The organism is Pseudarthrobacter sp. Pseusp20 (assembly GCF_059492155.1).
In genome coordinates, this window is the sequence record NZ_CP168521.1 from 2,530,339 (window position 1) to 2,554,805 (window position 24,467).

The window sequence follows — 24,467 nt, forward strand, 5'->3', positions numbered from 1 at the left end:
GGCCCGGACTCCTTCACACTAGAACAGTTATGCGTGAAGGACTACCTTGGGTCTTGTGCGAATAGACATTGTGACTAAAGAGTTCCCGCCGGAGATCTACGGTGGCGCCGGGGTGCATGTAGCCGAATTGAGCAGGGTGCTTAGCAAGCACGTTGACCTGCAGGTTCGTGCTTTTGGGGCTCCCCGCGACGCCGACTACCATGGCGCGACCGTGACGTCCTACCAGGTCCCGGAGGACCTGGGCGGGGCGAACGCAGCGGTGCAGACCCTGGGCGTGGACCTGCGAATCGTGCCCGACGTCCAAGGCGCGGACCTGGTCCATTCGCACACCTGGTACGCCAACATGGCCGGGCACCTGGCCTCCCTGCTGCACGGTATCCCGCACGTTCTCAGCGCGCACAGCCTTGAGCCGCTGCGGCCCTGGAAGGCTGAGCAGCTCGGCGGCGGCTACGCCCTGTCCTCCTGGGTGGAAAAGACGGCCTATGAAGCGGCTGCGGCGATCATCGCCGTCTCCGAGGGCATGCGCCAGGACATCCTGCGCAGCTACCCCAACGTGGATCCCACAAAGGTCCGCGTGGTCCACAACGGCATCGACGTGGAGCTTTGGCAGCGTGATGAAAACGACGACGCCGTCCGCGCCCTAGGCATCGACCCCGCCAAGCCAAGCGTCGTCTTTGTGGGAAGAAACACACGGCAGAAGGGCGTCCCCTACCTCCTGCGGGCGGCGGCGAAGCTTCCCGCCGATGTCCAGTTGGTCCTGTGCCTCGGCGCCGCCGACACCCCCGAACTGGCAGCCGAAACCGCAGCGCTCATCGAAGAGCTGCAGAAGCAGCGCACAGGCGTTGTCCTGATCGAACGGATGCTGCCGCGCCATGAGCTGATCCAGGTGCTCAGCCATGCCACCGCCTTCGCGTGCCCGTCCATCTATGAACCGCTGGGCATCGTCAACCTCGAAGCCATGGCCTGCGGGGCAGCCGTGGTGGCCAGCGCCACGGGCGGTATCCCCGAGGTGGTTGAGCACGGCCGGACCGGACTCCTGGTGGACCTGGAGCAGGTGACCGACGGCACCGGCACGCCCCTGGATCCTGAAAAGTTCGTCAAGGAGTTCGCTGAGGCCCTCACCGAGGTGGTATCCGATCCCGCACGGGCCCGCGCAATGGGAGAGGCAGGCCGGGAGCGCGCCGAAAAGCACTTCTCCTGGGAGTCCATCACGGAGACCACCCTTGAGGTCTACCGCTCGGTGCTGCCTGCGGCCCGCTGAGCGTACCGCCACGGACGCTTAAGGACGGCAACAACGACGGCGCCGCTCCCCAGCCAGGGGGAGCGGCGCCGTCGTGCTTTCCGGGCCTGCGCGCCGGCGGCTGATCAGGCCTTCCGGGCCGCTGTCGTCCTGGCAATCAGGACTTTCTCGTCCACGGGCGACTGCCCGCTTGCCCTTTCATTACGGAAGTAGGCCCGGGCCTCGTCCTGCCGGGTTTTCTCGGCGCCCTTTGCGATGGCCGCCCGCACGTGATCCCCGCCGTACCCGAAGGCGTCCACCAGGTCCAGGGCATGGGGCCGGATCCTCTCCAGCAGCCGGTTGATGTACCCGCCCACGGTGCGTGCCCGCTGCATGGAGAGCCGGCCGTTCATGAGGTACCAGGCCAGGTTCTTCTCGATCAGGGACAGGCCGAATAGGTCCCGCAGCCAGGTCAGCACCTTCCTGGTTCCGGGGTCGTCCACCTGCTGCAGGGCGTCCGTGAACGCCTCCCACTGCAGCAGTTCGGCGTGCGCCTGGGCGGCATCAATAAGTTCGTTCTGGTGCCGGTTGAACAAGGCGGCGCCCTGGTCCTGCGGCAGCCGTTTGCTGCCCTTCAAAGCAGCCGCGGCCTCGGCCACCATGGTCTGCACCCTGTCGGTAAGGAGGGCGCGCTGGCCTTCCTCGTCCCGCAGCGCGATGGCAGCCTTTTGGACCGAACCGGTGTCGGCCACGAACTGGGCCACCTGGCGCAGTCCGGTGCGGTGGACAGCTGCGCCGGCAGCCTGGTTCACCACGTACCGGGCCAGCACGCCGAAGTCCACGCTGCGGAATTCCTTGGCGTAGTCGGCCAGCAGACGCTTGGCCACCAGTTGGAGCAACACCGTGTTGTCGCCCTCGAAGGTGGCATACACGTCCAGGTCGGCGCGCAGTGATGCGAACCGGTTCTCAATCAGGAAGCCGGCGCCGCCGCAGGCTTCCCGGCATTCCTGCAAGGTGTCCAGGGCGTGCCAGGTGCTCAGCGGCTTCAGCGCTGCGGCCAGGGTTTCCAGGTCCTGTCGGTCCGCGTCGGTATCGTGGGCACCGGAGAAGACATCGTCGAACTTCTGCAGGAGCTGCTCGTGGGCAAAGCCGGCCGCGTAAGTGGTGGCAAGCCGGGTGAAGAGGCGCCGCTGGTGCCGCTGGTAGTCGAGCAGGACCTCTTCCTCCGTGTGCGACGAGGCGTTGAACTGGCGGCGTTCGGTGGCGTACTGGATGGCTGCTTTCAGGGCCACTTTGGACGCTGCGACGGCGGCACCGTCCAGTGACACCCGGCCCTGCACCAGCGTTCCCAGCATGGTGAAGAAGCGCCGGCCGGGGCTGGCGATGGGCGACGTGTAGGTCCCGTCGGCATCGACGTTGCCGTACCGGTTCAGGAGGTTCGTCCGCGGGATGCGGACGTCGGTGAAGTGCAGCCGGCCGTTGTCGATTCCGTTCAGGCCGCCCTTGATGCCGTCGTCCTCCCCGCCGATCCCGGGCAGGAATTCCCTGGTGGCGGGGTCCCTCAGGTCAACGTAGAAGGCATGCACCCCGTGGTTAACCCCGCGGGTAACCAGCTGGGCGAACACCACGGCGCCCAGGCCATCGATGGCGGCGTTGCCGATGTAGTCCTTCCAAGCGGCGCGGAAGGGGGTGTGGATGATGAATTCCCCGGCGGCGGGGTCGTAGGTTGCGGTGGTGGCAATGCTGGCCACGTCCGAACCATGGCCCGTCTCTGTCATGGCGAAGCAGCCGGGGATTTCGAGGTTCATGATTCCCGGCAGCCATTTGGCGTGGTGGTCTGCGGTGCCCAGGTGCATCACCGCGGATCCAAAGAGTCCCCACTGGACGCCGGCTTTGATCTGCAGTGACGGGTCAGCCACCACCAGCTCCTCGAACCCGGCGATGTTACCGCCGTGGTCGTCGGAACCGCCCAGTGCCGCCGGGAAGGCGCGGTGCACGGCTTCATTGTCCACAAGGTATTTGAGCTGGTCGAACACGCGGGCGCGGTGTTCGGTGTGCGTCAGGCCCTCGGTCTTGTGCAGTTCCGGCCTGGCGGCCAGGTCCCTTGCCTGGAGCCGCACGTCGGCCCACTTGCCCAGGAGCTGCCGGCCGAGTGCCTCGACGTCGACGGCGGGGGCAGGGCTGCTGCCTGCGGGTTTGGCTGCAGGGGTCGCCGCGGGGCGAAGCCCCTTGCGGGCGGGGCGGTCCACTACGTCAGTCATGTCACAGTCCTTCTTTGGCGGATAACTTGGTGGTCGGTGGGGCAGGAGTGAGTTCGGGGGCTATGCCCACGCACAGCCAGGCGGTGATCTGGCGCGCCATGGTCTCCTGGCTTGGTTTGGAGGGGGAGTCCGGAGTGCTGAGCCATTGTTCGCCGGCGTTCCGCACCAGGCCGATTGCCGCCTTGGGCCAGTAGCCGATGACGGTTTCCCTGTCGTCGCCCAGGTGCGACCGCATGGGGGTGGCGATCATGTCCGCAATTGCGTCAAAGAAGTGGCCCAGCGGGCCGCCTGCCGCCGACGGATGCGGCGGGTTGGCGGGGTCGCCGGGGGCATAGCTCGTGACGAACGTGTACACGTTGGGACTGGTGTCCGCCATTTGCAGGTATGCCGAGACCATGGCCAGTAAACCTTCCCGGGGGGTCACAGCGCTTTGCGCTGCTTCCTGGATGCGGTGCTGCATCTGGCTGAGGACCACTTCGCCCACGGCCTGCTGCAGTCCGGCCTTGTCCCCGAAATACCGGTAAAAGACCGACTTCGAGGTTCCTGCCGCCGTTGCAATGTCCTCCATGGAGGCGTCGCTGCCCAGTGCGTGCACAGCGCGGCGGGCCTGCTTGATGAGTTCGCGGCGCCGTTCCTCCCGGTGGCTCTGCCAGCGCGCCGAACGGCCGTCAGCGCTGGCGGAAGACGGCAGCTCAACCGTCGCTGGAAAGCGCGTGTCCTGAAAGTTCACGATACCCAGCGTATCAGGTACGCTGGGTATCGGTAACCACATGTGACCAGAGGAGCCATCCATGTCCACAGACGGACAGTCCACCCCCACACCCGACGGATCAATCGCGGCCGGGGTCCCGGCAACCAGGAGGGCAGTGATCGTAGGGGCCAACCGGATCCCGTTCGCCCGTGCCGGCGGCGCTTATGCAAAATCCTCCAACCAGGACATGCTTACAGCTGCCCTGGACGGACTGATCGCACGCTTTGGGCTCCAGGACGAACGGATGGGCCAGGTGGCCGCCGGCGCCGTGCTCAAGCACTCCAGGGATTTCAACCTCACCCGGGAGGCCGTGCTGGGCTCGGCACTTTCCGCCGAGACCCCGGTCTACGATCTCCAGCAGGCCTGCGCCACGGGACTTGAAACGGTGGTGGGCCTGGCGAACAAGATCAAGCTCGGGCAGATCGACTCGGCCATTGCCGGTGGCGTGGACTCAGCCTCCGACGCGCCGGTGGTAGTCAGCGAAGGGCTGCGCGAGGTCATCCTGGACCTTCACCGCGCCAAGACACTTCCCCAGCGCCTGCAGATCCTGAGCCGCCTCCGGCCCAAGGACCTGGCACCGCTGGCCCCGGGCACGGCAGAACCCCGCACCGGCCTGAGCATGGGTGAACACCAGGCCCTCACAACGGCACAATGGAAGATCTCCCGCGAAGCCCAGGACGAACTGGCGCTGAACAGCCACCACAATCTGGCTGCCGCCTACGAGTCCGGCTTCTTCGATGACCTCATGACCCCCTACCGCGGACTGACGCGGGACGCCAACCTGCGGGCCGATACATCGCTGGAAAAGCTTGCGTCCCTGAAGCCGGTGTTTGGCCGGAACCTCGGGGCAGATGCAACCATGACGGCAGGAAACTCGACCCCACTGACCGATGGTGCCTCCACAGTGCTGCTGGCGTCCGACGAGTGGGCAGATGCCCGCGACCTGCCGAAGCTGGCAGCAGTGGTGGACGCTGAAGCTGCGGCCGTGGACTTTGTCCACGGCAAGGACGGGCTGCTGATGGCCCCCGTGTTCGCTGTGCCCAGGCTCCTTGCCCGCCAAGGCCTTACGCTGGCGGACTTCGACTTCTTCGAAATCCACGAAGCATTCGCCGCCACTGTCCTCAGCACCCTGGCCGCGTGGGAGGACGAGGAATTCGGCCGTACCCGCCTCGGCCTGGACGGTGCTCTTGGCAGCATCGACCGCTCGCGCCTGAACGTCAACGGGTCCTCGCTGGCAGCGGGCCACCCGTTTGCGGCGACCGGCGGCCGCATTGTCGGCACGCTTGCCAAGATGCTCCACGCCAAGTCGGCGTCCACAGGTCGTCCTTCGCGCGGCCTGGTGTCCGTCTGCGCAGCCGGCGGCCAGGGCGTCGTCGCGATCCTGGAATCTCTGTAGGGGACGGCATGGCTGACACATACGCACAACTGGTCAACAGCGGCGTAGGCCGCAACCTCGCAAAGAAACTCGGCCTTCCGCAGCCCGCTGTCCTGCGCCGCTACGAGCCGGGGCAGCCCCTGGTGACCGGGCCTGTCGTTGTCCTGGGCGACACCCCCGGCGCGGACAAACTTGCCGCCGAGCTGCTGTCCTGGGACCTCGATGTCAGGCGGCACGCCGTTCCGGCCGAAAAACTGGGTGCCATCATCCTGGTCCTCGATGAGCTCGGGCACCCGGCGGACCTGGAAAAGCCTGTGTTGGCGGCCGCGGGTTCCCTCCGCGACCTGCGGGCCGGGGGCCGGATCATCACCTTGTCCCGCCCGGCGGCGGAAGCTGCCACTCCCGACGCTGCAGCAGCACGCCAGGGGGTGGATGGCTTCCTGCGATCCCTTGCCAAGGAACTGCGTGCGGGAGCAACCGGAAATGGTGTGCTCCTCGCTGATGGCACCACTTCCACCAGCCCCAGCACGCTCGGTGCCATCACGTTCTTCCTCTCCGGCCGTTCAGCGTTCGTGGACGGACAGTTCCTCACGGTTTCAACGGAGGACGGCGCGCTGCCCGCCGACCCGGAAAAGCCACTTGCAGGAAAAGTGGCAGTAGTTACCGGCGCAGCCCGCGGCATCGGCGCGCAGATTGCCCGGACGCTGCACCGCGATGGTGCCACGCTGGTCCTGGTGGACATTCCGGCAGCGGGAGACCAGCTGGCGGCCGTAGCCAATGAGGTACGCGCGACGGCATTGCAGCTCGACATCACCGCAGCGGACGCGGGCCGGCGGATCATCGACCACGCCATACAGCGGTACGGACGTCTGGACATCGTGGTGCACAATGCCGGGGTTACGCGGGACAAGCTGCTGGCCAACATGGACCAGGCGCGGTGGAACCAGGTCATCAACATCAATATCGCCGCCCAACTCCGGATCAACGAGGCCCTGATGGCCTCAGAACACTTCCGGTCTTCGCCGCGTATCGTTTCTGTTGCCTCCACCAGCGGCATCGCCGGGAACCGGGGACAAACCAACTACGCCGCATCCAAGGGGGGAGTTGTGGGAATGGTCCGTGCCAGCGCCCCGCTGCTCGCGTCCCGGAGCGGCACCATCAATGCGGTGGCACCCGGATTCATCGAAACCGACATGACCGCGCGCATCCCCTTCGCCGTCCGTGAAGTGGCACGACGGTTGAACTCACTCCAGCAGGGCGGCCTGCCCTCCGACGTCGCCGAGACCATAGCGTTCCTCGCCAGCGACGCCGCAGGCGGAATCAACGGGGAGGTGCTGCGGGTGTGCGGGCAAAACCTGGTGGGGGCATGACGCTCGCACAGCCGGTGATCCTGGCCGAGATGCCGTCCTTGTCCAAGCTCTACGTCAACGCCGCCGCCCAGGCGGCACGGCGCAGGCTCCTGGGCACACATGACTCCGCCGTCCTCCCGGCCGAGAGCCATGAAGTCAGGGGGGTGGTGGTGGGGGTGGAAAACCTCACGGCCTACCAGCACCTGATCGGTGAGACGGCAAGCGATGTCCTGCCTGCCGGTTTCATCCACGCGATCGCATTCCCGCTGGCCATGAGCGTCCTTAACCGCGACGACTTCCCGCTGCCCCTGCTGGGCATGATCCACCTGCACAACAGCGTCGAACAAAGGTCCCCATTGGTCTTCACGGACGTTCTGGACATGACCGCTTGGGTGCAAAACCTCCGTGGGCACCGTTCCGGCACGCAGGTGGACGTGGTAGCGGAAGTGCGCCCTGCCGGCTCGCCGGATGTGCATTGGCGGGGCGTCTCCACTTACCTGGCCAAGGGCGTGTTCCTGCCCGGAATCGACAAACCTACTGCGCTGCCACCGAAGGCCGATTTCACGCCGCCGGACCCGACGGCCCTGTGGCACCTGGGCGTTGACACGGGGCGGGCCTACGCCGCGGTATCCGGGGATTTCAACCCGATCCACCTGAGCGTGCTGTCGGCAAAAGCGCTGGGCATGCGGCGTTCGATAGCACACGGGATGTACTTAGCCTCGCGTGCGCTCGCAGATGTCGGCCCTGCCCGCGGTGACTCCTTCACGTGGGACGTGGAGTTCGAGGCTCCGGTGTTCCTGCCCTCCCGGGTTGCCCTGGAAATCGCCACCGAACAAAGCGGATCAGGGGCATGGAAACACTCGCGCTTTGTCGCCTGGAGCCCCCGCTCGGGGCGCCGCCATTTCAGCGGGACGGTTGCCGCGCTCTAGCCAGCCCGGTTCCCGGCGCCAGGACTAGTCCTGCGGGCGGACAGCCCGCAGGATCCGGTGGAGGCTGAGGAGGACCGATTCGGAGGCAGGGACGGTGCCTTGGGTTGCCTCCCTGCCTGCAGCGGCCGCCATGCAGGCGTCCACCGCCTCTTTCGCGGCGGCGAAGCGGTGTTTCTGGGTCTGTTCGTCAGCTTCGCTGTAGGACGCCAGCAGCTCTCCGGTGGCCGTGATGGCGGCAGCAAGCGGTTCACTGTCCTGCAGGGGGATATCGTAGGGGGCGTCGCTTTCCCAGATGACGTCCGAGAGCACGTCCGTCATGTCCTGGATGTGGAAAGTGACCCGCTCCAGTTCCCGCAGGTCGCGGTAGTCCCTGTCCACGTCCCTGGGGTGCAGCTTCCGCCTGGGATTGGCGCGGCGGCTGGCATCGGCTTCCTTGACCAGATGCCGCACCGATCGAGCTGCTTCGGCCAGTTCGTCCGACCGGCGCGCCCAGTCCTCGTGCTCCGGAGGCCACTTCTCGGTAATCGCCGCCCCCATGTCCGTAAGTTGCCGCCCAAGGGCGAGGCGAAGATCATCGAGGCTTGAAGCCGCTGCGTCAAAATGCAGCGGCGGGAAGATCAGAAAATTGACTGCGATCCCCACGCCCACGCCCGCACCCATCTGGACCAGGTAGCCAAAGGAGAAATCGTCCGCGTTGCTTCCGCCCACCAGCAGGACCAGCAGGGCCGCCGTCGGAATCCAGTCACGGCCCGAACCGATACCCGGCAAGCCGCCCAGGAGCACGCCGACTCCCATGAACAGGGCCACCGTCAACGGGGAGGGTTGGGCAAGGCTGACCAGAATGAAAGCAAGGCCGATTCCCATTGCCAGCCCGGCGAGGGCCTGCGCCCCCTGCTTCACTGAGCCCGCGACGTTGTGGTACATGGCCACCAGGGCCCCCAGCGGCGCATAGTACGCATAGTGCGAGGCCGCGCCCGGCATTAGCGGAGCGATGGCGAACGCCAGGCCCGCGGCAAGCGCGGCTTTGGCAGCCAACTGCAGGCGCTGCGCCGCAAAGGCAGCGGAGAGCCCCGCCACCGATTGTTTGAGAAGTTGGGTCCCCCGAGCCCACCGTGCATCCGGTCGTGCTTGAGTGTTGCCCATCCGGACCACAGTAGGGCCGGGCGCCCGTCAGGACAAGCCGGCTGCGGAACGCCGCACTTCGGCGGCCAGGCGATGCGCCCTTCCCGGCGTCCGGCCCTCCTCCTGGCGGCGTGGAATGTAGCCAAAGCCAAGCCCGTAGGCCGGATCCGCAAAACCGAGCGCCGCGTTGGCGCCCTCGTGTCCAAAGGCCCGGTGGCTGCCAAAGTTCCGGGAAGGGTGGGGCTTCATGAAGACGACCGCAAACGCGTTGTCCAGGCCGGAAGAGCGGTCCAGGCCCCACACCTGTTCCCGGGTCATGGCCTCCACCGTCCGGGCCGCCAGGAACGGTTTGTCCCCGTCGACGCCTGTGGTCGCAGCGGCGTACAACCGCGCCAGGCCCTCAGCGGAGCCCACACCGCCGGCGGCGGACATTCCGGCCGCCCGGACGGCGCGGATGTTCGGCAGTTCCATGACGGTGCTGACCGGCGCATTGCTGTTCATGCCTTCGAGGCTGAGTGGATCAACCCAGCCCTGGCCGGGATCTTCTTCATAGAGGACGTCCCTGTACCGTGGCTCCAGCTCCTCCGGGAGCCCCAGGAAGAAATCCACGTCCTGCGGCTGCCGGATCCTGCGGTCGTACATGGCCTGCAGCGACTCGCCCGCGACGCGGCGGCACAACTCCTCCATAAGGATTCCGATGGTCAGGGCGTGGTAGCCGAACTGCCGCCCGGGCTCCCAGGCGGGAGCGGCAGCGGCAAGGCGCGCCGCGGCCGCGGACGTGGTGAATTCATCCAGGCGGAATCCGCCCTCAACGCCCATCAGTCCTGCCTGATGCGACAGCGCTTCCCGGACCAGCAGCCTGTCCTTTCCGTGGCCACCGAATTCCGGCCAGTAATGGACCATTGCCTTATCCAGGTCAAGGACGCCATCCTGGACCATCAGGGCGATGACCATGGCGGCAACGCCCTTGGAGCAGGAATAGGCCCCGGTCACGGTTTCCGAAGCCATGTCGGGGCCGCCCGTGAGGCGCACCACCGGCATCCCGTTGTGGTAGCAGGCGAGTTGTGCGCTGTACCGGGAGTCCTCAGCGAGGAACGACTCAAACAGGGCCAGGACGTTTTCGTACCCTGGCGCCACGGAACCAAGAGATGTCTGCATGCCCTCAGTGTAGGCAGGAAAGCGATTTCCTGGCCGAGGTTTGTTTAGCGCAACGCGCCGTGTCCCGGCGCAACCTCTTCGCCTGGCCGGACCGGCCCGGGCGGCGTGCCGTCTCCAAACGGCCGGCCCCCCAGCGATTCCCTGCCGTGGTCCTCCAGCCAACCGCCCAGGTCCGGACCGGCCGGAACAATGCCCGTGGGATTAATGTCCTCGTGCACGATGTAGTAGTGCTGCTTGATCTGCACAAAGTCGATAGTGTCCCCGAAACCCGGCGTCTGGAACAGGTCCCGTGCATAGCCCCACAGATGCGGCATCTCACTGAGTTTCTGCCGGTTGCACTTGAAGTGGCCGTGGTACACGGGGTCGAACCTGGCAAGCGTGGTGAACAGGCGCACATCCGCCTCGGTGATGGTGTCGCCCACCAAATAGCGCTGCCGGGACAGGCGGTCATCAAGCCAGTCCAGCGCAGTCCACAGCCGGTCGTACGCCGAGTCGTAGGCTTCCTGGGAACCGGCGAAACCGCAGCGGTAGACGCCGTTGTTGACCTCCGTGAAGACGCGCTTGTTTACCTGGTCAATTTCGTCGCGGAGGTGTCCAGGGTAGAGCTGCGGCGCACCTGCCCGGTGGAACTCCGTCCACTCGGTCGAGAAGTCGAGGGTGATCTGGGGGAAGTTGTTGGTCACGACTTCACCGCTGCGTACATCCACGATGGCAGGTACGGTAATTCCCCGCGGATAGCCGGGGAACCGTTTGAAGTAGGCCTCCTGGAGGCGCTCTATGCCGAGGACGGGGTCCACTCCGCCGGGATCCAGGTCGAACGTCCAGGAGCGAGCGTCGTGGGTAGGGCCGGGCTGGCCCAGGGAAATCGCTTCTTCCAGGCCCAGCAGCCTGCGGACAATGACGGTGCGGTTTGCCCACGGGCAGGCACGGGCGGCGATGAGGCGGTAGCGCCCGGCTTCCACCGGCCACCCCGGCTCGCCCTTGCTGCCGGGGGAGGCATCCCTGGTGATCCGGTCCTCGATGTAATTGGTGTCCCGGGTGAACTCCGTGCCGCCGGTCACATAGGCTCCACGGGTGCTGTGCGTTTCCTGGCTCATGCCACAAGCCTATGCGCCGGCTATCCGTTCCAGGCACCTTCCGCGAGGATCGCCGAGACGGGCTGCCAGGCAACCAGCCACGCTCCGGCAACCAGGAGGGTGAACAAAGCAATCCAGACTCCGGAGGGGACGGAGGTGGCGCGGTACAGAAGGTAGGCGTCGGAGCTGCCAAGGCTTCCACGACGCCGGATGTGGACGTTCGTGAGTTTGAGCAGGTCACGCACAGCAGCCACCAGGAGTGCAAGACCGAAGATGACGGCCACATGCCCCACGACTGGCGCCGGTGCAAGGAAGGTAAGGGCAGCCGCGCCGGCGATGGCGGCGGCAGTGATGATGAAACCGGCAAGGTTGCGGAGGAAGATCAGCGACGCGGCCAGGACCAACAGGCTCACGGCCATGGCAGCCGGGCCCCACCCGCCAAGGCCGCAGCAGACGAAAGCGGCACCGACCATAGCCGGTACCGGATATCCCCAGAAACAGGACCATGCTGCTGCAAGCCGGCTCCTGCTGTAAGTGGTGGTGGTTCCGGAATGGTCAAGCCTGAGGCGGATTCCCGACAGCCGCTGACCGGACGTCAAGGCCGCGAACGCGTGACCCAGCTCATGGGTGGTGGTAGCGAGGAGCCCGAAGTAGCGCCAGCTGCGGCGGGGTATGGACAGACCGATGGCTGCCGCCACGGACAACAGCATCTCGATCCAGGTGACGTTGGGTACGTTTGCCTGCGCGAACGCCGCACTGAAGGTGTTCCACAAGCTCGCGGAGCTGTCCAACATTGCCTCCTGGCTGCCGGTTGGCGTCGTAAATGTCCTACTCCAACGCTACGCACCCCAGCTGGGCGAAGGCTTAAAGTCGAAAGGCACGCCCGTTGCGGCGTGCCTTCGGCGTTGGTGGGACGTGCGAATCGCTGCCCGAAAGGTTCCCGACTAGCCTTCGCACTCAGTGCAGTAGCTGTGGCCGTCTTTTTGACGGGCGATCTGGGACCGGTGGCGGACCAGGAAGCAGGAATAGCAGGTGAACTCATCCTCAGCCTGCGGGATGACCTGGACTACGAGCTCCTCAGCGACGAATTCGCCGCCAGGGACGCCGGCGCCGTCCAGTCCGTCAGCCTCGTCCAACTCCTGCACAACACTGCGGGCGTCGGGAGCATTTGCTGACTGGAGCTGCTCGAGTGAGTTGTCCTGCGATTCCTTGACGTCGGAACGCAGTTCATCGTAATCGGTTGCCACTTTAGGTGCTTCTCTTTTCTTTGATTGGCTGTCGGGTATGAAACGTACAGCATCGGGAGGGTATTCCCCAACAGTGAGCGTGAATCCGCCGCCTATTGGGTAAAGGTCCTAAGGAGCAGCCGCACGTTCCAGGAGCGCATTGCGGCCGCGTGGGCAGTGGGGGGACAGGGTACTGGTCCCCCTGCATGACGGAAGGGGCAGTGTGTGGAACAACTCACCGCAGAGTTCGGCGGTGCAGGACAAATCGGCGTGGGCGTCGGTCCTGTGCTGGAGAAGTTCACCGACGTGTCCAGGATTGTCATCCTGCGCGGCGGAGGATTGGGCGACCTGATTTTCGCCATCCCGGCCATGGCGGCACTGAAGGTGGCTTATCCGGGATCAACCATCACGCTGCTGGGAACACCAATCCACAAGGCGCTGCTGGAGGCGGTGAAAAGCCCCGTGGATGAAGTGGTGGTCCTGCCTTTCGCCGAAGGAGTCAGGCCTGGGCAGGAAGAGGCAGCTGAACTGGACCGTTTCTTTGCCGACATGCGGGGCCGCACCTTCGACCTGGCTGTCCAGCTTCATGGCGGCGGCCGCTATTCAAACCCCTTCCTGCTAAGGCTCGGCGCCCGTCATACCGTCGGGACCCGGACTGCCGATGCAGCCAGCCTCGAGCGCACCGTCCCCTACCTTTACTATCAGCACGAACCACTCAGGGCTTTGGAAGTGGCCGGGTTCGCTGGTGCCTTCCCGGTCGATCTCGAAGCCCGGCTGGCGCCCGCCGGCGGGGGAGCCGCACACGAAGCCCTAGACGGCGCCGCCGGCCAGCCGCTGGTGGTGATCCATCCCGGCGCCACCGACCCCCGCCGTCGTTGGCCTGCTGACAAGTTCGCCGAACTTGCCGCTGCCTGCGCAGCGGACGGCTCGCGGGTGGTCATTATCGGTGACAGCAGCGAGCAGGACCTCGCGGAGGCGATCGCGGCCCGGGCCGGATCGGCGGCCGTCGATTCCGCAGCCGGCGCACTGGACATGGCAGGGCTTGTGGCCCTGCTGGCGGAAGCCGGCGTTGTGGTGGCAAACGACAGCGGTCCACGGCACCTTGCCCAGGCCCTGGGCGTTCCCACGGTCGGCATCTTTTGGGCCGGGAACGTGATCAACGCCGGAGCGCTGGGCAGGAGCCTGCACCGCGTGCATGCCTCCTGGGTGACGGCATGCCCCACGTGCGGGATAGACGTGACCCAGGTTGGCTGGACGGCACCCCGCTGCGCCCATGACGATTCTGCGGTAGCGGGCATCGGGGTGCCGGAGGTGTACGAGGATGTCCGCAGCCTCACCGCCACGGCCTACGCAAAGCAGGACGCATGAGCGGAACCGGGACGGCGGGCGTTGCCACCGATCCGCTTCCCGCTGACGGCAAACCGGAATTACTGGTCCTGCGCGCCCTGAAGCTTGGCGACCTGCTGGTGGCCGTACCTGCCCTGAAGGGTATCCGGCGGGCGTTTCCCGAACACCGGCTGCGCTATGCGGCGCAGGGATGGCTGGCAGAAGCTTTGGGGCTGGTGGGCGGTTATGAGCTGTTCCCTACGCATGGGCTGGACGAGCCGCTGGCGATGGAACCCGGCGTAGTGGACGTTGCCGTCAACCTGCACGGCAGCGGCCCGGAGAGCCAGGGAAGGATTGAGGCGCTGAAAGCCAGGCATACGGTTGGCCACCGAAGCGCCCACCGGGACGGCCCGCCGTGGCGGCCGGAACTGCACGAACGCGAACGCTGGGTAAAGCTCCTGGAGTGGCATGGCATCGAGGCGGATCCACTGGACGTAAAGCTGAATACGCCGCACGTCCCCAGCCCCGTCCCCGGTGCGACAGTCCTGCATGTCGGGGCCGCCTATGGCAGCAGGCTGTGGCCGGCGGACCGCTTCGCGGCGGTGGCAGCGGCCCTCGCGGAAGCCGGCCACCAGGTGGTTTTCACCGGCGGCGCAGGGGAGAGGGAACGCGCTGACGAAGTGTGCCGCCTTGCGGGGCTCCCGGGGACCACCGTCTTGGCCGGCGTCCTGGGCCTCGGAGAGTTCGCGGCCACCATCGCCGCCGCACGCCTGGTGGTTTCCGCCGACACGGGCGCCGCCCACCTGGCATCCGCTTACGGCACTCCTTCCGTGGTGCTTTTTGGTCCGGCCCCACCCGAAATCTGGGGTCCGCCCCCTGGGCCCCATGTGGTCCTGACCCGCACGGAGCTGCGGCGCGGGGACACGTTCGCGGCGCAGCCGGACCCCGCGCTGCTGGCAATCCAGGTGCCCGACGTCATGGCTGCGGTCAGGGAGCTGGGCCTGCTGTAAGCGCTGCGGATTTGCGACCCATAGTGTGGGTCTGCAGGGGTGGGCTTGGGTCCCGGGGGCCTAAAATTGTGTGCATGAGCACTGAGCTGGAAATTGCCTTGGTGTTGGGGACGGCGTTGTTGTGGGTCATCGTGGCGCTGACCATCCTGTCTGCCATTGACCGCCCCGAAAGGAAGGCGCGCCGGCAGGAACGGCGCGACCTCCGGACGGAGAAGCGGCGGATCGAGTATCGCCCCGTCGCGGCGGGTTCCCATCCCCAAGGACGGGACCGGCACTCGCGTAGGCTGCACCCGCATTGACGACGGCGGGACGTGCCCGGGTGCATCGGCGTGGAGCACCCGGCCGGCATACCGCACCCGGCCTGGCGCCCGCCGTCGTCCGTTGACGGTGTTGCGCTGCTGCCTGCCAGTCAAGTCTTGACGGGCTTCTTCGGAACCCTGACACTTTCCCGATGGGAGTAAGCGAAGAGTTGCGGGCACTGACTGACGTGGTGGACCGGCTTGCGGCAAGGTTTCCCGCACTGCCCCGCGAACGCATCGAGGATGTGGTGCAGCAGGAGCACAGCCTGCTGGATGCAGGCAGGGTCCGCGCGTTCGTACCGGTCCTGGTTGAACATGCTGCCAGGGACCGCCTGGCCAGGTAAGGCGCAGGGGCTTTTCAGGGTGCCGGCGCGACGTCGATAAGCACTTTTCCGATGGTTCCCTGCTCCACGGCATCGTGGGCCGCCGCAGTGTCCTCAAGGGTGAACCGGGTAAGAGGCAGCCCATGTTCCTCGCCTACCCGAAGGGCACCTGCTGCGAGTGCCTCGGCAACGCCGGCTACTGCCTTCTCTTTCTGCCCGTCCGTGACCGTGTAGGTGAGGATGAATTGGTAGCGGACGTTCTTGGTCATGCTTTCGCGGATCGGAACCGTGAGCGATTCTCCGGGGTTGGCCGCGTAAATCGAGATGGTCCCGCCAGGCTTGAGAACGTGCAGGTCGGCATCGATGTTCGCCGGCGCGTTGACGTCCACGATGATGTCCACCCCACCGGGCGCTGCCTCCTGAACGGCGCGGACGACGTCGTCCTTCCGATAGTTGATGACCGTCCCGGCGCCTGCGCGGCGGGCGAGTTCGGCTTTCCGTTCTCCGCTGACGGTTGTGATGACGGTAGCACCGGCCCACCGCGCCAGCTGGATGGCAGCATGGCCCACGGCGCCTGCACCGCCGGTGACCAGCACGGTTCGACCCGCCAGGGCGCCGGGCGAGAGCGTGGCCGGACCGTCCTCATTCGATGTCAGGGCACGGTGGGCCGTGAGGGCCGGAATCCCGAGCGAGGCGCCGGTGTCAAAGGATTCGGCGTCGGGAAGTGCCACAACTTTGTGGGCCGGCACCACGACGTACTCCTGCGCCGTACCTTCGTTGCTGCCCCACGCCACGTCCCAGAGCCAGACACGGTCGCCGTGGCTGAAACCCGCCACCTCTGCGCCCACTTGGTCGATAACGCCGGCTCCGTCCTGGTTGGGAACCTTGGTGACGTCCAGTTTCCTGCCACCCGTTCCGGCACGAGACTTCCAGTCCGTGGGGTTCACGCCGGACACCACCAGCCGGACCCGGACCTCACCGGGACCTGGCTCCGTCAATGGCCTGTCCTGGAGCTGCAGCACCGAGGAGGGACCCGTTGCCTGGTACACGATTGCCTTCACGTCTTCTCCCATGTCCGGATGCTCATCCCTTACCGCTCCAACCTAACCGCTAGAAGCGGTCCGTGCCGCGGAGACCCCGGGGGCGGCCGTCCGGATCGACGATGAAGCGGTAGACCGGATCCGCCCAGAGGCGATGGAGTGGCCGGACGGGTTGCGTGGCATGGTGGCGCACCTGCCCTGGCGGTCGGGGCGTACTGCGGCCGGCCCGGTGCCACTGGTCCAGGGCATCGGCGGTGCTGTTCCACAGCTCCAGTCCTGCGGTGGTGGCCTGGAGCTGTGGGTCGTCCAGCTCCAGGCCCAGGTGTTCGGCCCAGAGCTGGAGCCTCAGCTCCGTGGCGAGTGGCCGGGTGGGCAGGGTGCCGGAGTCTGCAGGCAGCATGCCGTCGGCGGATGTGTCCATCACGGCGCAGGTGAGCTCACTGTCAGTGGTCCAGGAGCGCCGGTTGAAGTTGTCTGATCCGCAGGTGAACCAGGTGTCGTCGATGATGCAGATCTTGGCGTGGACGTAGATCGGGGTTCCCTGGCTGTTTTCCAGGTCGAATATGCCCACCCTGTCCGGCGCGGCCCGGCGGAGCATGCCGATGGCGCGCAGTTGCCCCAAGCGCTTGGGCGGTCCACTGAGAAAGCCATCCGTGTCGGGGTACCTGGGAACCACGATGATCACGTTCAGCCCGGGGTTGTGTTGCAGGGCGGCTGCGATCCCCGCTGCCACCTCTGTTGACCACAGATACTGGTCCTCGATGTAGATGAGCGAACGGGCCTGGGCGAACGCCTTTGCATAAGCCTTCGCTATGGTCCGTTCTCCGTGTGGGGCGAAGGGGAATGGCGGATGCTTCAGGCCGTAAGTGCGCAGCAGCTGCACGGCGTGCGGGCCTGCCGGAGGTGGGGGAGGAGCGGACTCGGGGAGCGGCTTGGGGTGCCTGGGCATCCGGGCCAGGCGCTGCAACAGCATCCGGTACGGGGTCCGCCGGTCCAGCGGGTGGGGATCGTTCCACCGTTCAGCGAATACGGCCAGCACATCTGCAACGACCGGGCCGCGCAGCTCAAGGGCGGCGTCGTGCCATGGGGGCCTCTGCCCGTAACGGGAATCCATCTCCACTGCCTGGGGGTCTCCCGCATGGCCGGCGTCATCACGGCGGCTGTGTGAGAGGTCCAGTCCCCCCACGAACGCCACATCGAGGGAAGGATCGGTACGCCGGCGGATGACCACCAGTTTTTGATGGTGCGAGCCGAAGAGGCGGACGCGCTGATCCAACAGTGCCTCCCCGCCGGAGTCGTTGATCTTCCGGCTGAGAAGTTCGTTGGAGCGGCCACTGATAGGGGCCGACACGCGCTCACCATGGGATCTCCAGACGAGGCCCCGTACCTCCACGCCGGACCGGGCCAGCCCGGCGAGCTTCGCGCCAATGGTCGTACCGTTCGCCTCCAACTGCTCATCGGCATCGCCACGCCAGTCGGTGAACCATACCTGGTCTCCCGCCTGCAGCGCAGACAGCTCCTCATGCAGCCTGGAGAAGTATGTTGCTCCGTGAATCAGGGGACGTACCAGGTTTCCTTCAGACCAGGGGCCGGATTCCGTACCAGCCCCTTGGACGTCGGAGGCAGGGTTTCCCCGCTCAGCCTGATTCAGAAACCACTTGCCAACCATGCTGTCCACGTGGCGCTCCTTCCGGGGCCCGGGGGCAGGCCACTGCGTTTCCAAACTAACCTACGCCCGTGCGTTTACCTCCGCCCCGTGCAGACGGCTCCAGACAGATTGAAACCAGCAACGCTCCACTGCCACGTCGGGAATAGGCTTGGGCAAGATCCTCCCTGCTGCAGTCCACTCGGCGGCGGCAAGCACCGGCGCGATGCGCAGGGCGGGATAAGGCCGCTCCAAGAGCCACGCCGTACCTACAGCTCAATCACCAACCAGCTCCATAACCAACGAAGGAATGAGTCAGGTCCATGTCACTGAAGGAAAAACTGAAGGGCGATGTCATCGTCCACATGAAGGCCGGCAACAAGCTGGGCCTGACCACTGTGCGCAACGTCCTGGGCGAAATCGAAACGCGGGAGAAGTCCGGCAAGACGCCGGTCGAGCTCGACGACCTGCAGGTCACGGCGCTGCTGCAAAAGGAAGCGGCCAAGCGCCGGGACACCGCCGCCACGTATTCGGCGGCCGGTCACGATGACCGGGCGCAGGCAGAGATCGCCGAGGCTGAGGTCATTGAGGCCTACCTGCCCAAAGCGCTGACCCGCCAGGAAGCCGAAGCCATAGTGGACGAGGTTATCGCCGGCCTGAAGGCGGACGGAACCGAACTGACGATGCGTTCCATGGGCACAGTGATGAAATCAGTAACCCCCAAAATCGGCGGCCGCTTCGACGGCAAGGCCATCAGCGAGATCGTGAAGGCCCGTTTGGCGTGATGGCATTCCCCTGGGCGTTTCCCCGAACGGCCTGCCGTCCCTGGAAAGTCATCGGGCGCCGCGTTGGGTTACAGCGCGCGCCTGACGTCCTGCAGGGGGTATGGGCCGGCGGCGGTTGGGGGGCGGCATCCGGTCTCAGAGATGCCATGGCCGCCGGCCCTGTCCCCATGTATAAGACCCTGCCCCAGCGGCAGGATCTTGTCCTTAACGGTAAAACCCGTTCCTAAATGACAGCCCACGTTGGCCGCAAGTTTCGCTCAAGACTGGCACGCAGTAGCCGCCGCGGTTATAACTTCCGGAACGCCCCTGCGCGCTCAGTGCGGCAAACGCCTTCGGCCCGAAGCTCCGGCCCGGAATCAGCACAAAGAAAAACACCCCGGTCCGAAGACCAGGGTGTTTACGGTGGTGACTCTACTCACCACTCTTGTGCGCGGAGGGGGACTTGAACCCCCACCCCCTTTCGAGGACTAGCACCTCAAGCTAGCGCGTCTGCCATTCCGCCACCCGCGCAGGTGGTATTCCGGGAAGCGTGTGCGCTTTTCAGCGTTTCGCGCCTCTCCGAAGCAGCGAGAAAAACTCTAACATGACTTTCCGGGAACAACGAATCGAGCCAAGTAGGTAGGCTGAGGGCAGCGATTCAGCTCGTGCCAACCAGTCATTCCCTACCAAGGAGCCACCAATGCCTGACGTCCTGCCCGAGGATGAAGTTGTCCGGATCTGCCAGGAACTCATCCGGATCGACACCTCCAACTACGGCGACGGGTCAGGACTTGGGGAGCGGGCGGCAGCAGAGTATGCGGCAGGCCTTATCGAGGAAGTGGGCCTGGAGGCGGAGATCTTCGAATCCGCCCCTGGCCGCGCCAACGTCGTGACCAGGATGGCAGGGGAGGACCCTTCCGCCAGCGCCCTGGTGGTCCACGGCCACCTGGACGTGGTCCCCGCCCTGCGTGACCAGTGGTCTGTGGACCCGTTCGGCGCGGAACTGAAGGATGGCCTGATCTGGGGCCGCGGCGCCGTCGACATGAAGGACATGGACGCCATGATTCTTTCTGTGCTGCGGGGTTTTGCCCGGGAGGGCAGGAAACCCAAACGGGACATCATCTTCGCGTTCTTCGCTGACGAGGAAGCCGGCGGCGTCTATGGCGCACGTTATGCCGTGGACAACCGCCCGGAACTTTTCGAGGGCGCCACGGAGGCCATTTCGGAGGTGGGTGGCTTCTCGGCAACAATCGGCGGCCAGCGGACCTACTTGCTGCAGACGGCGGAGAAGGGCATCTCGTGGCTGCGGCTGGTGGCCCACGGCCGGGCCGGCCACGGCTCGCAGATCAACACGGACAACGCTGTCACGCGCCTCGCCGCCGCCGTAACCCGCATCGGCGAATACAAGTGGCCCATTGAACTCACGCCCACCACCCGCCAGTTCCTTGATGGAGTGACCGAACTCACCGGCGTGGAGTTCGACGCCGACAACCCGGAGCTCTTGCTCAACCAGCTTGGCACCGTGGCCCGGTTCGTCGGCGCCACCTTGCAGAACACCACCAACCCCACGCTCCTCAAGGGTGGTTACAAGCACAACGTCATCCCCGAGTCTGCCGAGGCCCTGGTTGACTGCCGTACGCTGCCGGGCCAGGAGCAGCAGGTCCTTGAGATCGTGCGCGAGCTTGCCGGCAGTGGAGTGGACGTCAGCTACGTCCACAACGACGTCTCGCTGGAGGTCCCGTTCGCCGGCAACCTGGTGGACTCGATGATTGATGCCCTCCACAAGGAGGACCCCGGTGCAAAAGTGCTGCCCTACACACTGTCCGGCGGCACGGACAACAAGTCGCTCAGCCGCCTGGGCATCACCGGCTACGGCTTCGCGCCCCTGATGCTCCCCGAGGAGCTGGACTTCACCGGCATGTTCCATGGCGTGGACGAACGTGTGCCGGCGGACTCCCTCAAGTTCGGTGCCCGGGTGCTGAACACCCTGCTCACCAACTACTGAGGGGACCTGCCGTGACTCCAGAGGACCTGCTGCCGGACGGGCTCCTGGAACGCATCCGCGGCCGCGCCGCAGGATACGACCGGGACAACGCCTTCTTCCACGAGGACCTGCAGGAGCTTGCGGCTGCAGGGTACCTGAAGCTTTTCATTCCAGTGCCCGACGGCGGCGCGGGGCTTGGGCTCGAGGCGGCAGCGCAGTGCCAGCGCAGGCTGGCAACGGCGGCCCCTGCCACCGCGCTTGCCGTCAATATGCACCTGGTGTGGACCGGCGTCGCGCACGTCCTCGCAGCCCGCGGCGACCACTCCCTGGCCTTCGTGCTCGAGGAGGCGGCGCAGGGCGAGGTCTTCGCGTTCGGCAATTCGGAGGCCGGCAACGACTCAGTCCTCTTCGACTCACGGACCGCGGCCACACCTTATCCGGACGGAAGCTACTCGTTCACCGGGACCAAGATCTTCACCAGCCTCTCGCCGGCGTGGACCCGGCTGGGGATTTTCGGAAAGGACGCCGCAGCCCGGGACGGTTCCGGGGAACTCGTCCACGGGTTCATCAACCGTGAAGCGGCCGGCTACCGGATCATGGACGACTGGGACACCCTGGGCATGCGCGCAAGCCAGTCCGCCACCACTGTCCTTGATGGTGCGACCGTTCCGCCGGACCGGATCTTCCGCAAGCTGCCCGTGGGTCCCAACGCCGACCCGCTGGTGTTCGCGATTTTCGCGTGCTTCGAAAGCCTCCTGGCCGCCGTCTACACCGGATTGGGCGAACGGGCGCTGCACGTGGGTGTAGAAACTGTAAAGCGCCGCACGTCTTTCAAGAACGGCGGACGCAGCTACGCGCAGGACCCTGACATCCGCTGGAAAGTTGCTGAGGCAGCCATGGCCATGGACAACCTCTACCCACAGCTCAGGGCTGTCACCGCCGACGTCGATGCCCTGGCCGACCACGGGAACCAGTGGTTCCCCAAACTGGTGGGTCTGAAAGTGAATGCCACCGAAACGGCGCGGCGCGTTGTGGACCTGGCCATCCGCGTCAGCGGGGGATCGAGCTACTTCAGGGGTTCGGAACTGGAACGGCTCTACCGCGACGTGCTTGCCGGCATGTTCCACCCCTCCGACGACGAGTCTGCCCACAACACGGTGGCCAACGCCTGGCTGGGCCCGCTGGAGGACTAAACGGTCCGCTGGATCACACGACTCCTAAACGGTCCGCTGGACCTGCATCACCCGGCGCCGCAGCCAAAAGCGCCTGCCGCCGCCCACGTACAGCTTGCTGCGTTCCAGTTCCCACTTGCCGTATTCGGAGTGTTCCACCAGGCGGCGGCGTGCCTCCGGCAGGGAATCATCAGGGCTGACGGTTAGCACGAGGTACTCGTACTGCCGCAAATAATCCCGTTCCCGCTGGACCGAGCTGGTGAGAAATTGTTCCTTCATTTGCTCTCCATTTTCGTCCTTTTCCGGCTAACGTGAAGTCATGAGCATCGATCCGCGTGTCGCGCTTTCGTCCCTGACCACCGCTTTGGAAGAACACCTTATAGCAGCATCGAACCGCCGCGGGGACGGTGACCCCTCCGTTGAGGCAGCTTTTTTCGCAGTGGCCGATGCCTTCGAAGTTTACGAGGACGCGCTGTACGAGGCCTACAACGAGGTCACCCCGTTGCAGGTCTTTGACGACGAGGACGAAGAGGACGAGGAAGCCGACGTGGACGAGGACGAGGACCTGGAAATCGTCGAGGAATAGCCGCGCCGGGGCAGGAACTCAGAAGGCGGCGGAGACATCCTCCAAAGCCCGCGCAATCTGCGGTGGCAGCGGTGCGGGCTGGACGTCCAGGAGTTCCTTCAACTGCACCGGCGTGCGGGCGCCGACAATGGCGGTGGCAACTCCCTGCTGTGACAGCAGCCATGACAGTGAGACGTCCTGGGGAGTCCGGCCCAGGCCGTTGGCCGCCATGCATACCGCATCCACGATGCGCGACGGCTTCTCCTCCAGGTAAGGCTCCACGTAGGCCGATTCGCTGGCCGACGCCCCGCGTGACCCGGCGGGGATGCCGCCGCGATACTTCCCGGTGAGGACGCCGCGGCCCAGCGGAGCCCACGCCATCAGCCCAAGCCCGGCATCCTCCGCGGCAGGGATCAGTTCCGCCTCCGCCGTCCGCTGAAGGAATGAATATTCCGCCTGGACGGCAACCAGGGGCACACTGCTGGTGGCTGCGGCCTTCGCAGCCTGCCAGCCCCTGAAGTTCGAAATTCCGGCGTACCGCGCCCGGCCGGTGCGTACCGCAAATTCCAGCGCAGCCAGCGTTTCATCGAGGGGAACGTTGCCGTCCCAGGCCTCAGCAAACCAGAGGTCCACATATTCCGTGCCCAACCTGGCCAGGCTCGCATCAAGTCCGGTGAGCATCGCATTGCGTGACGTGTCCACCGCGCGCCGCCCGTCCGGCGTCGTCATCCCTGCCTTGGTGGAGATGGAAATTTCGGTGCGGGACACCACATCACCCAGGAGTGAGCCAAGGATGGCCTCCGAGCCCCCGCCCGCATACGACGCCGATGTGTCCACGTGCCGGCCGCCCGCATCAAGGAAGGTACGCAGCAACTCGGACGCGTCCTGTTCGTCAGTTTCCCCACCCCAGGACCGGGTGCCCAGGGAGAGGGCGGAAACTCGCAATCCACTGTTGCCGACGTAACGCTGCTGCATAGCAGCAAGCTTACGGGCAGATGCACCACCGCCATGCCGTAGGGTCTTAGCGTGAACTGGTTTGAAGCGGCCCTGCTGGGCCTTGTGCAGGGACTGACCGAATTTCTACCTATTTCATCGAGCGCACACCTGCGGATCGTGGGGGAGTTCCTTCCCAACGCGGAGGACCCGGGGGCGGCCTTTACGGCCATCACCCAGCTCGGCACGGAGACCGCCGTGCTGATCTTCTTCTGGCGCGACATCGTCCGGATCGTCAAAGCCTGGGCCGGCTCCCTCACCGGCAAGGTGCCGCGGCAGGATCCCGACGTCCGCATGGGCTGGCTGGTGATCCTGGGCAGCCTGCCCATCATCGTGCTGGGCCTGCTCTTCCAGGACCAGATCGAATCGGTACTGCGCAGCATGTGGATCGTGGCCACCATGCTGATCGTCTTCGGGCTCTTCCTCGCCGTGGCCGACGCCGTGGGGGCCCAGAAACGGGACCTGGCGCACCTGACCTACAAGCACGGCATCCTCTATGGGCTGGCCCAGGCCCTGGCACTGATTCCCGGCGTCTCCCGCTCCGGAGGCACCATTACCGCGGGCCTGCTGATGGGCTACACGCGCGAAGCCGCCGCACGGTACTCCTTCCTGCTCGCCATCCCCGCGGTCTTCGGCAGCGGGTTGTACCAGCTCTACAAGGTGGTGACCAAGGAAGGCATCTCCGGCCCGTTCGGCCTGCCGGAAACTGCCCTTGCCACCGTGATCGCCCTGGTGGTGGGCTATGTCATCATCGGCTGGTTCCTGAAGTTCGTATCCACGCGCAGCTACCGGCTCTTTGTCTGGTACCGGATCTTCCTGGGGCTGGCCCTGTACCTCCTGCTCGGTTTCGGCGTCATCAGCGCCTAGGACTAGGCTTGGC

The 24,467-nt window shown here is 65.8% G+C and carries 24 protein-coding genes and 1 tRNA gene; 13 read left to right on the forward strand and 12 right to left on the reverse strand.

The window, feature by feature from the left end; translation table 11 throughout:
• Nucleotides 1-55: 55 nt before the first annotated feature.
• On the forward strand, nucleotides 56-1,261 hold the full coding sequence (gene glgA, locus ACEN9K_RS11645; protein ID WP_043425351.1) for a glycogen synthase: 1,206 nt from the start codon (nucleotides 56-58) through the stop codon (nucleotides 1,259-1,261).
• Nucleotides 1,262-1,365: 104 nt separating this feature from the next.
• Here glgA and ACEN9K_RS11650 read toward each other — a convergent pair whose 3' ends face one another.
• Nucleotides 1,366-3,480, reverse strand: a complete 2,115-nt coding sequence (locus ACEN9K_RS11650; protein ID WP_495634446.1) for an acyl-CoA dehydrogenase family protein — start codon at nucleotides 3,478-3,480, stop codon at nucleotides 1,366-1,368.
• Nucleotide 3,481: 1 nt separating this feature from the next.
• Nucleotides 3,482-4,252 (reverse strand): TetR family transcriptional regulator, encoded by a 771-nt coding sequence (locus ACEN9K_RS11655; protein ID WP_495634447.1) that lies wholly within the window; start codon nucleotides 4,250-4,252, stop codon nucleotides 3,482-3,484.
• Between the two features lie 19 nt (nucleotides 4,253-4,271).
• On the opposite strand from ACEN9K_RS11655, the gene ACEN9K_RS11660 reads away from it, so the two are divergent.
• Genes ACEN9K_RS11660 through ACEN9K_RS11670 form a run of 3 tightly spaced genes read left to right on the forward strand, consistent with a single transcriptional unit; the run spans nucleotide 4,272 to nucleotide 7,884 of the window.
• Entirely contained in the window at nucleotides 4,272-5,627 is a 1,356-nt protein-coding gene (locus ACEN9K_RS11660) for an acetyl-CoA C-acetyltransferase (protein WP_018771146.1), read from the forward strand.
• Between the two features lie 8 nt (nucleotides 5,628-5,635).
• The gene (locus tag ACEN9K_RS11665; RefSeq protein WP_018771145.1) at nucleotides 5,636-6,976 is read left to right on the forward strand and encodes a 3-oxoacyl-ACP reductase; all 1,341 of its coding nucleotides are present in this window, start codon (nucleotides 5,636-5,638) and stop codon (nucleotides 6,974-6,976) included.
• Nucleotides 6,973-7,884: a MaoC family dehydratase gene (locus ACEN9K_RS11670; protein WP_018771144.1), complete on the forward strand. Its 912-nt coding sequence runs from the start codon at nucleotides 6,973-6,975 to the stop codon at nucleotides 7,882-7,884. The genes ACEN9K_RS11665 and ACEN9K_RS11670 overlap by 4 nt, the downstream gene beginning before the upstream one ends.
• Nucleotides 7,885-7,908: 24 nt before the next feature.
• Here the strand turns inward: ACEN9K_RS11670 and ACEN9K_RS11675 are convergent, their stop codons facing one another.
• The 5 genes from ACEN9K_RS11675 to ACEN9K_RS11695 form a co-directional block, all read right to left on the reverse strand.
• Nucleotides 7,909-8,961 carry an FUSC family protein gene (locus ACEN9K_RS11675; RefSeq protein ID WP_018771143.1) on the reverse strand — a complete coding sequence of 351 codons (1,053 nt, stop codon included), beginning with the start codon at nucleotides 8,959-8,961 and terminating at the stop codon, nucleotides 7,909-7,911.
• Nucleotides 8,962-9,054: 93 nt separating this feature from the next.
• On the reverse strand, nucleotides 9,055-10,164 hold the full coding sequence (locus ACEN9K_RS11680; RefSeq protein WP_018771142.1) for an EstA family serine hydrolase: 1,110 nt from the start codon (nucleotides 10,162-10,164) through the stop codon (nucleotides 9,055-9,057).
• A gap of 44 nt (nucleotides 10,165-10,208) precedes the next feature.
• On the reverse strand, nucleotides 10,209-11,261 hold the full coding sequence (locus ACEN9K_RS11685; protein ID WP_495634448.1) for a glutathione S-transferase family protein: 1,053 nt from the start codon (nucleotides 11,259-11,261) through the stop codon (nucleotides 10,209-10,211).
• 20 nt (nucleotides 11,262-11,281) lie between these two features.
• Nucleotides 11,282-12,034 (reverse strand): M50 family metallopeptidase, encoded by a 753-nt coding sequence (locus ACEN9K_RS11690; RefSeq protein ID WP_144599734.1) that lies wholly within the window; start codon nucleotides 12,032-12,034, stop codon nucleotides 11,282-11,284.
• A 150-nt stretch (nucleotides 12,035-12,184) separates the two neighbouring features.
• On the reverse strand, nucleotides 12,185-12,487 hold the full coding sequence (locus ACEN9K_RS11695) for a DUF4193 domain-containing protein (protein ID WP_018761323.1): 303 nt from the start codon (nucleotides 12,485-12,487) through the stop codon (nucleotides 12,185-12,187).
• Between the two features lie 204 nt (nucleotides 12,488-12,691).
• Between ACEN9K_RS11695 and ACEN9K_RS11700 the strand changes: the two genes are divergently transcribed.
• The 4 genes from ACEN9K_RS11700 to ACEN9K_RS11715 all read left to right on the forward strand — a co-directional run bounded on the left by ACEN9K_RS11700 (nucleotide 12,692) and on the right by ACEN9K_RS11715 (nucleotide 15,445).
• Nucleotides 12,692-13,834, forward strand: coding sequence for a glycosyltransferase family 9 protein (locus ACEN9K_RS11700; RefSeq protein ID WP_134164742.1), 1,143 nt, complete (start codon nucleotides 12,692-12,694; stop codon nucleotides 13,832-13,834).
• On the forward strand, nucleotides 13,831-14,802 hold the full coding sequence (locus ACEN9K_RS11705; RefSeq protein WP_478223372.1) for a glycosyltransferase family 9 protein: 972 nt from the start codon (nucleotides 13,831-13,833) through the stop codon (nucleotides 14,800-14,802). The genes ACEN9K_RS11700 and ACEN9K_RS11705 overlap by 4 nt, the downstream gene beginning before the upstream one ends.
• A gap of 74 nt (nucleotides 14,803-14,876) precedes the next feature.
• A complete protein-coding gene (locus tag ACEN9K_RS11710) occupies nucleotides 14,877-15,101 on the forward strand; it encodes a hypothetical protein (RefSeq protein WP_018771137.1) in 225 nt (74 codons plus the stop codon).
• A 152-nt stretch (nucleotides 15,102-15,253) separates the two neighbouring features.
• Entirely contained in the window at nucleotides 15,254-15,445 is a 192-nt protein-coding gene (locus ACEN9K_RS11715; protein WP_018771136.1) for a three-helix bundle dimerization domain-containing protein, read from the forward strand.
• A 14-nt stretch (nucleotides 15,446-15,459) separates the two neighbouring features.
• On the opposite strand, the gene ACEN9K_RS11720 is transcribed toward ACEN9K_RS11715, so the two are convergent.
• Both ACEN9K_RS11720 and ACEN9K_RS11725 read right to left on the reverse strand, forming a co-directional pair.
• Nucleotides 15,460-16,485, reverse strand: coding sequence for an NADPH:quinone reductase (locus ACEN9K_RS11720; RefSeq protein ID WP_478223441.1), 1,026 nt, complete (start codon nucleotides 16,483-16,485; stop codon nucleotides 15,460-15,462).
• Nucleotides 16,486-16,534: 49 nt separating this feature from the next.
• Nucleotides 16,535-18,133: a phospholipase D family protein gene (locus ACEN9K_RS11725; RefSeq protein WP_495635703.1), complete on the reverse strand. Its 1,599-nt coding sequence runs from the start codon at nucleotides 18,131-18,133 to the stop codon at nucleotides 16,535-16,537.
• 299 nt (nucleotides 18,134-18,432) lie between these two features.
• Between ACEN9K_RS11725 and ACEN9K_RS11730 the strand changes: the two genes are divergently transcribed.
• Entirely contained in the window at nucleotides 18,433-18,894 is a 462-nt protein-coding gene (locus ACEN9K_RS11730; RefSeq protein WP_056390337.1) for a GatB/YqeY domain-containing protein, read from the forward strand.
• A gap of 427 nt (nucleotides 18,895-19,321) precedes the next feature.
• Here the strand turns inward: ACEN9K_RS11730 and ACEN9K_RS11735 are convergent.
• Nucleotides 19,322-19,404, reverse strand: a tRNA-Leu gene (locus ACEN9K_RS11735).
• 169 nt (nucleotides 19,405-19,573) lie between these two features.
• On the opposite strand from ACEN9K_RS11735, the gene ACEN9K_RS11740 reads away from it, so the two are divergent.
• Nucleotides 19,574-20,878 carry a M20/M25/M40 family metallo-hydrolase gene (locus ACEN9K_RS11740; RefSeq protein WP_377204820.1) on the forward strand — a complete coding sequence of 435 codons (1,305 nt, stop codon included), beginning with the start codon at nucleotides 19,574-19,576 and terminating at the stop codon, nucleotides 20,876-20,878.
• Between the two features lie 11 nt (nucleotides 20,879-20,889).
• Nucleotides 20,890-22,050, forward strand: a complete 1,161-nt coding sequence (locus tag ACEN9K_RS11745) for an acyl-CoA dehydrogenase family protein (RefSeq protein ID WP_056390344.1) — start codon at nucleotides 20,890-20,892, stop codon at nucleotides 22,048-22,050.
• 24 nt (nucleotides 22,051-22,074) lie between these two features.
• On the opposite strand, the gene ACEN9K_RS11750 is transcribed toward ACEN9K_RS11745, so the two are convergent.
• Nucleotides 22,075-22,308, reverse strand: coding sequence for a DUF5703 family protein (locus ACEN9K_RS11750; protein ID WP_018771130.1), 234 nt, complete (start codon nucleotides 22,306-22,308; stop codon nucleotides 22,075-22,077).
• A 40-nt stretch (nucleotides 22,309-22,348) separates the two neighbouring features.
• Here ACEN9K_RS11750 and ACEN9K_RS11755 point away from each other — a divergent pair, with 40 nt between their 5' ends.
• Nucleotides 22,349-22,615: a hypothetical protein gene (locus tag ACEN9K_RS11755; protein ID WP_018771129.1), complete on the forward strand. Its 267-nt coding sequence runs from the start codon at nucleotides 22,349-22,351 to the stop codon at nucleotides 22,613-22,615.
• An 18-nt stretch (nucleotides 22,616-22,633) separates the two neighbouring features.
• Here the strand turns inward: ACEN9K_RS11755 and ACEN9K_RS11760 are convergent, their stop codons facing one another.
• Entirely contained in the window at nucleotides 22,634-23,569 is a 936-nt protein-coding gene (locus ACEN9K_RS11760; RefSeq protein WP_018771128.1) for an aldo/keto reductase, read from the reverse strand.
• Nucleotides 23,570-23,620: 51 nt separating this feature from the next.
• Here ACEN9K_RS11760 and ACEN9K_RS11765 point away from each other — a divergent pair, with 51 nt between their 5' ends.
• On the forward strand, nucleotides 23,621-24,454 hold the full coding sequence (locus ACEN9K_RS11765) for an undecaprenyl-diphosphate phosphatase (RefSeq protein WP_018771127.1): 834 nt from the start codon (nucleotides 23,621-23,623) through the stop codon (nucleotides 24,452-24,454).
• The last annotated feature ends 13 nt before the right edge of the window (nucleotides 24,455-24,467 follow it).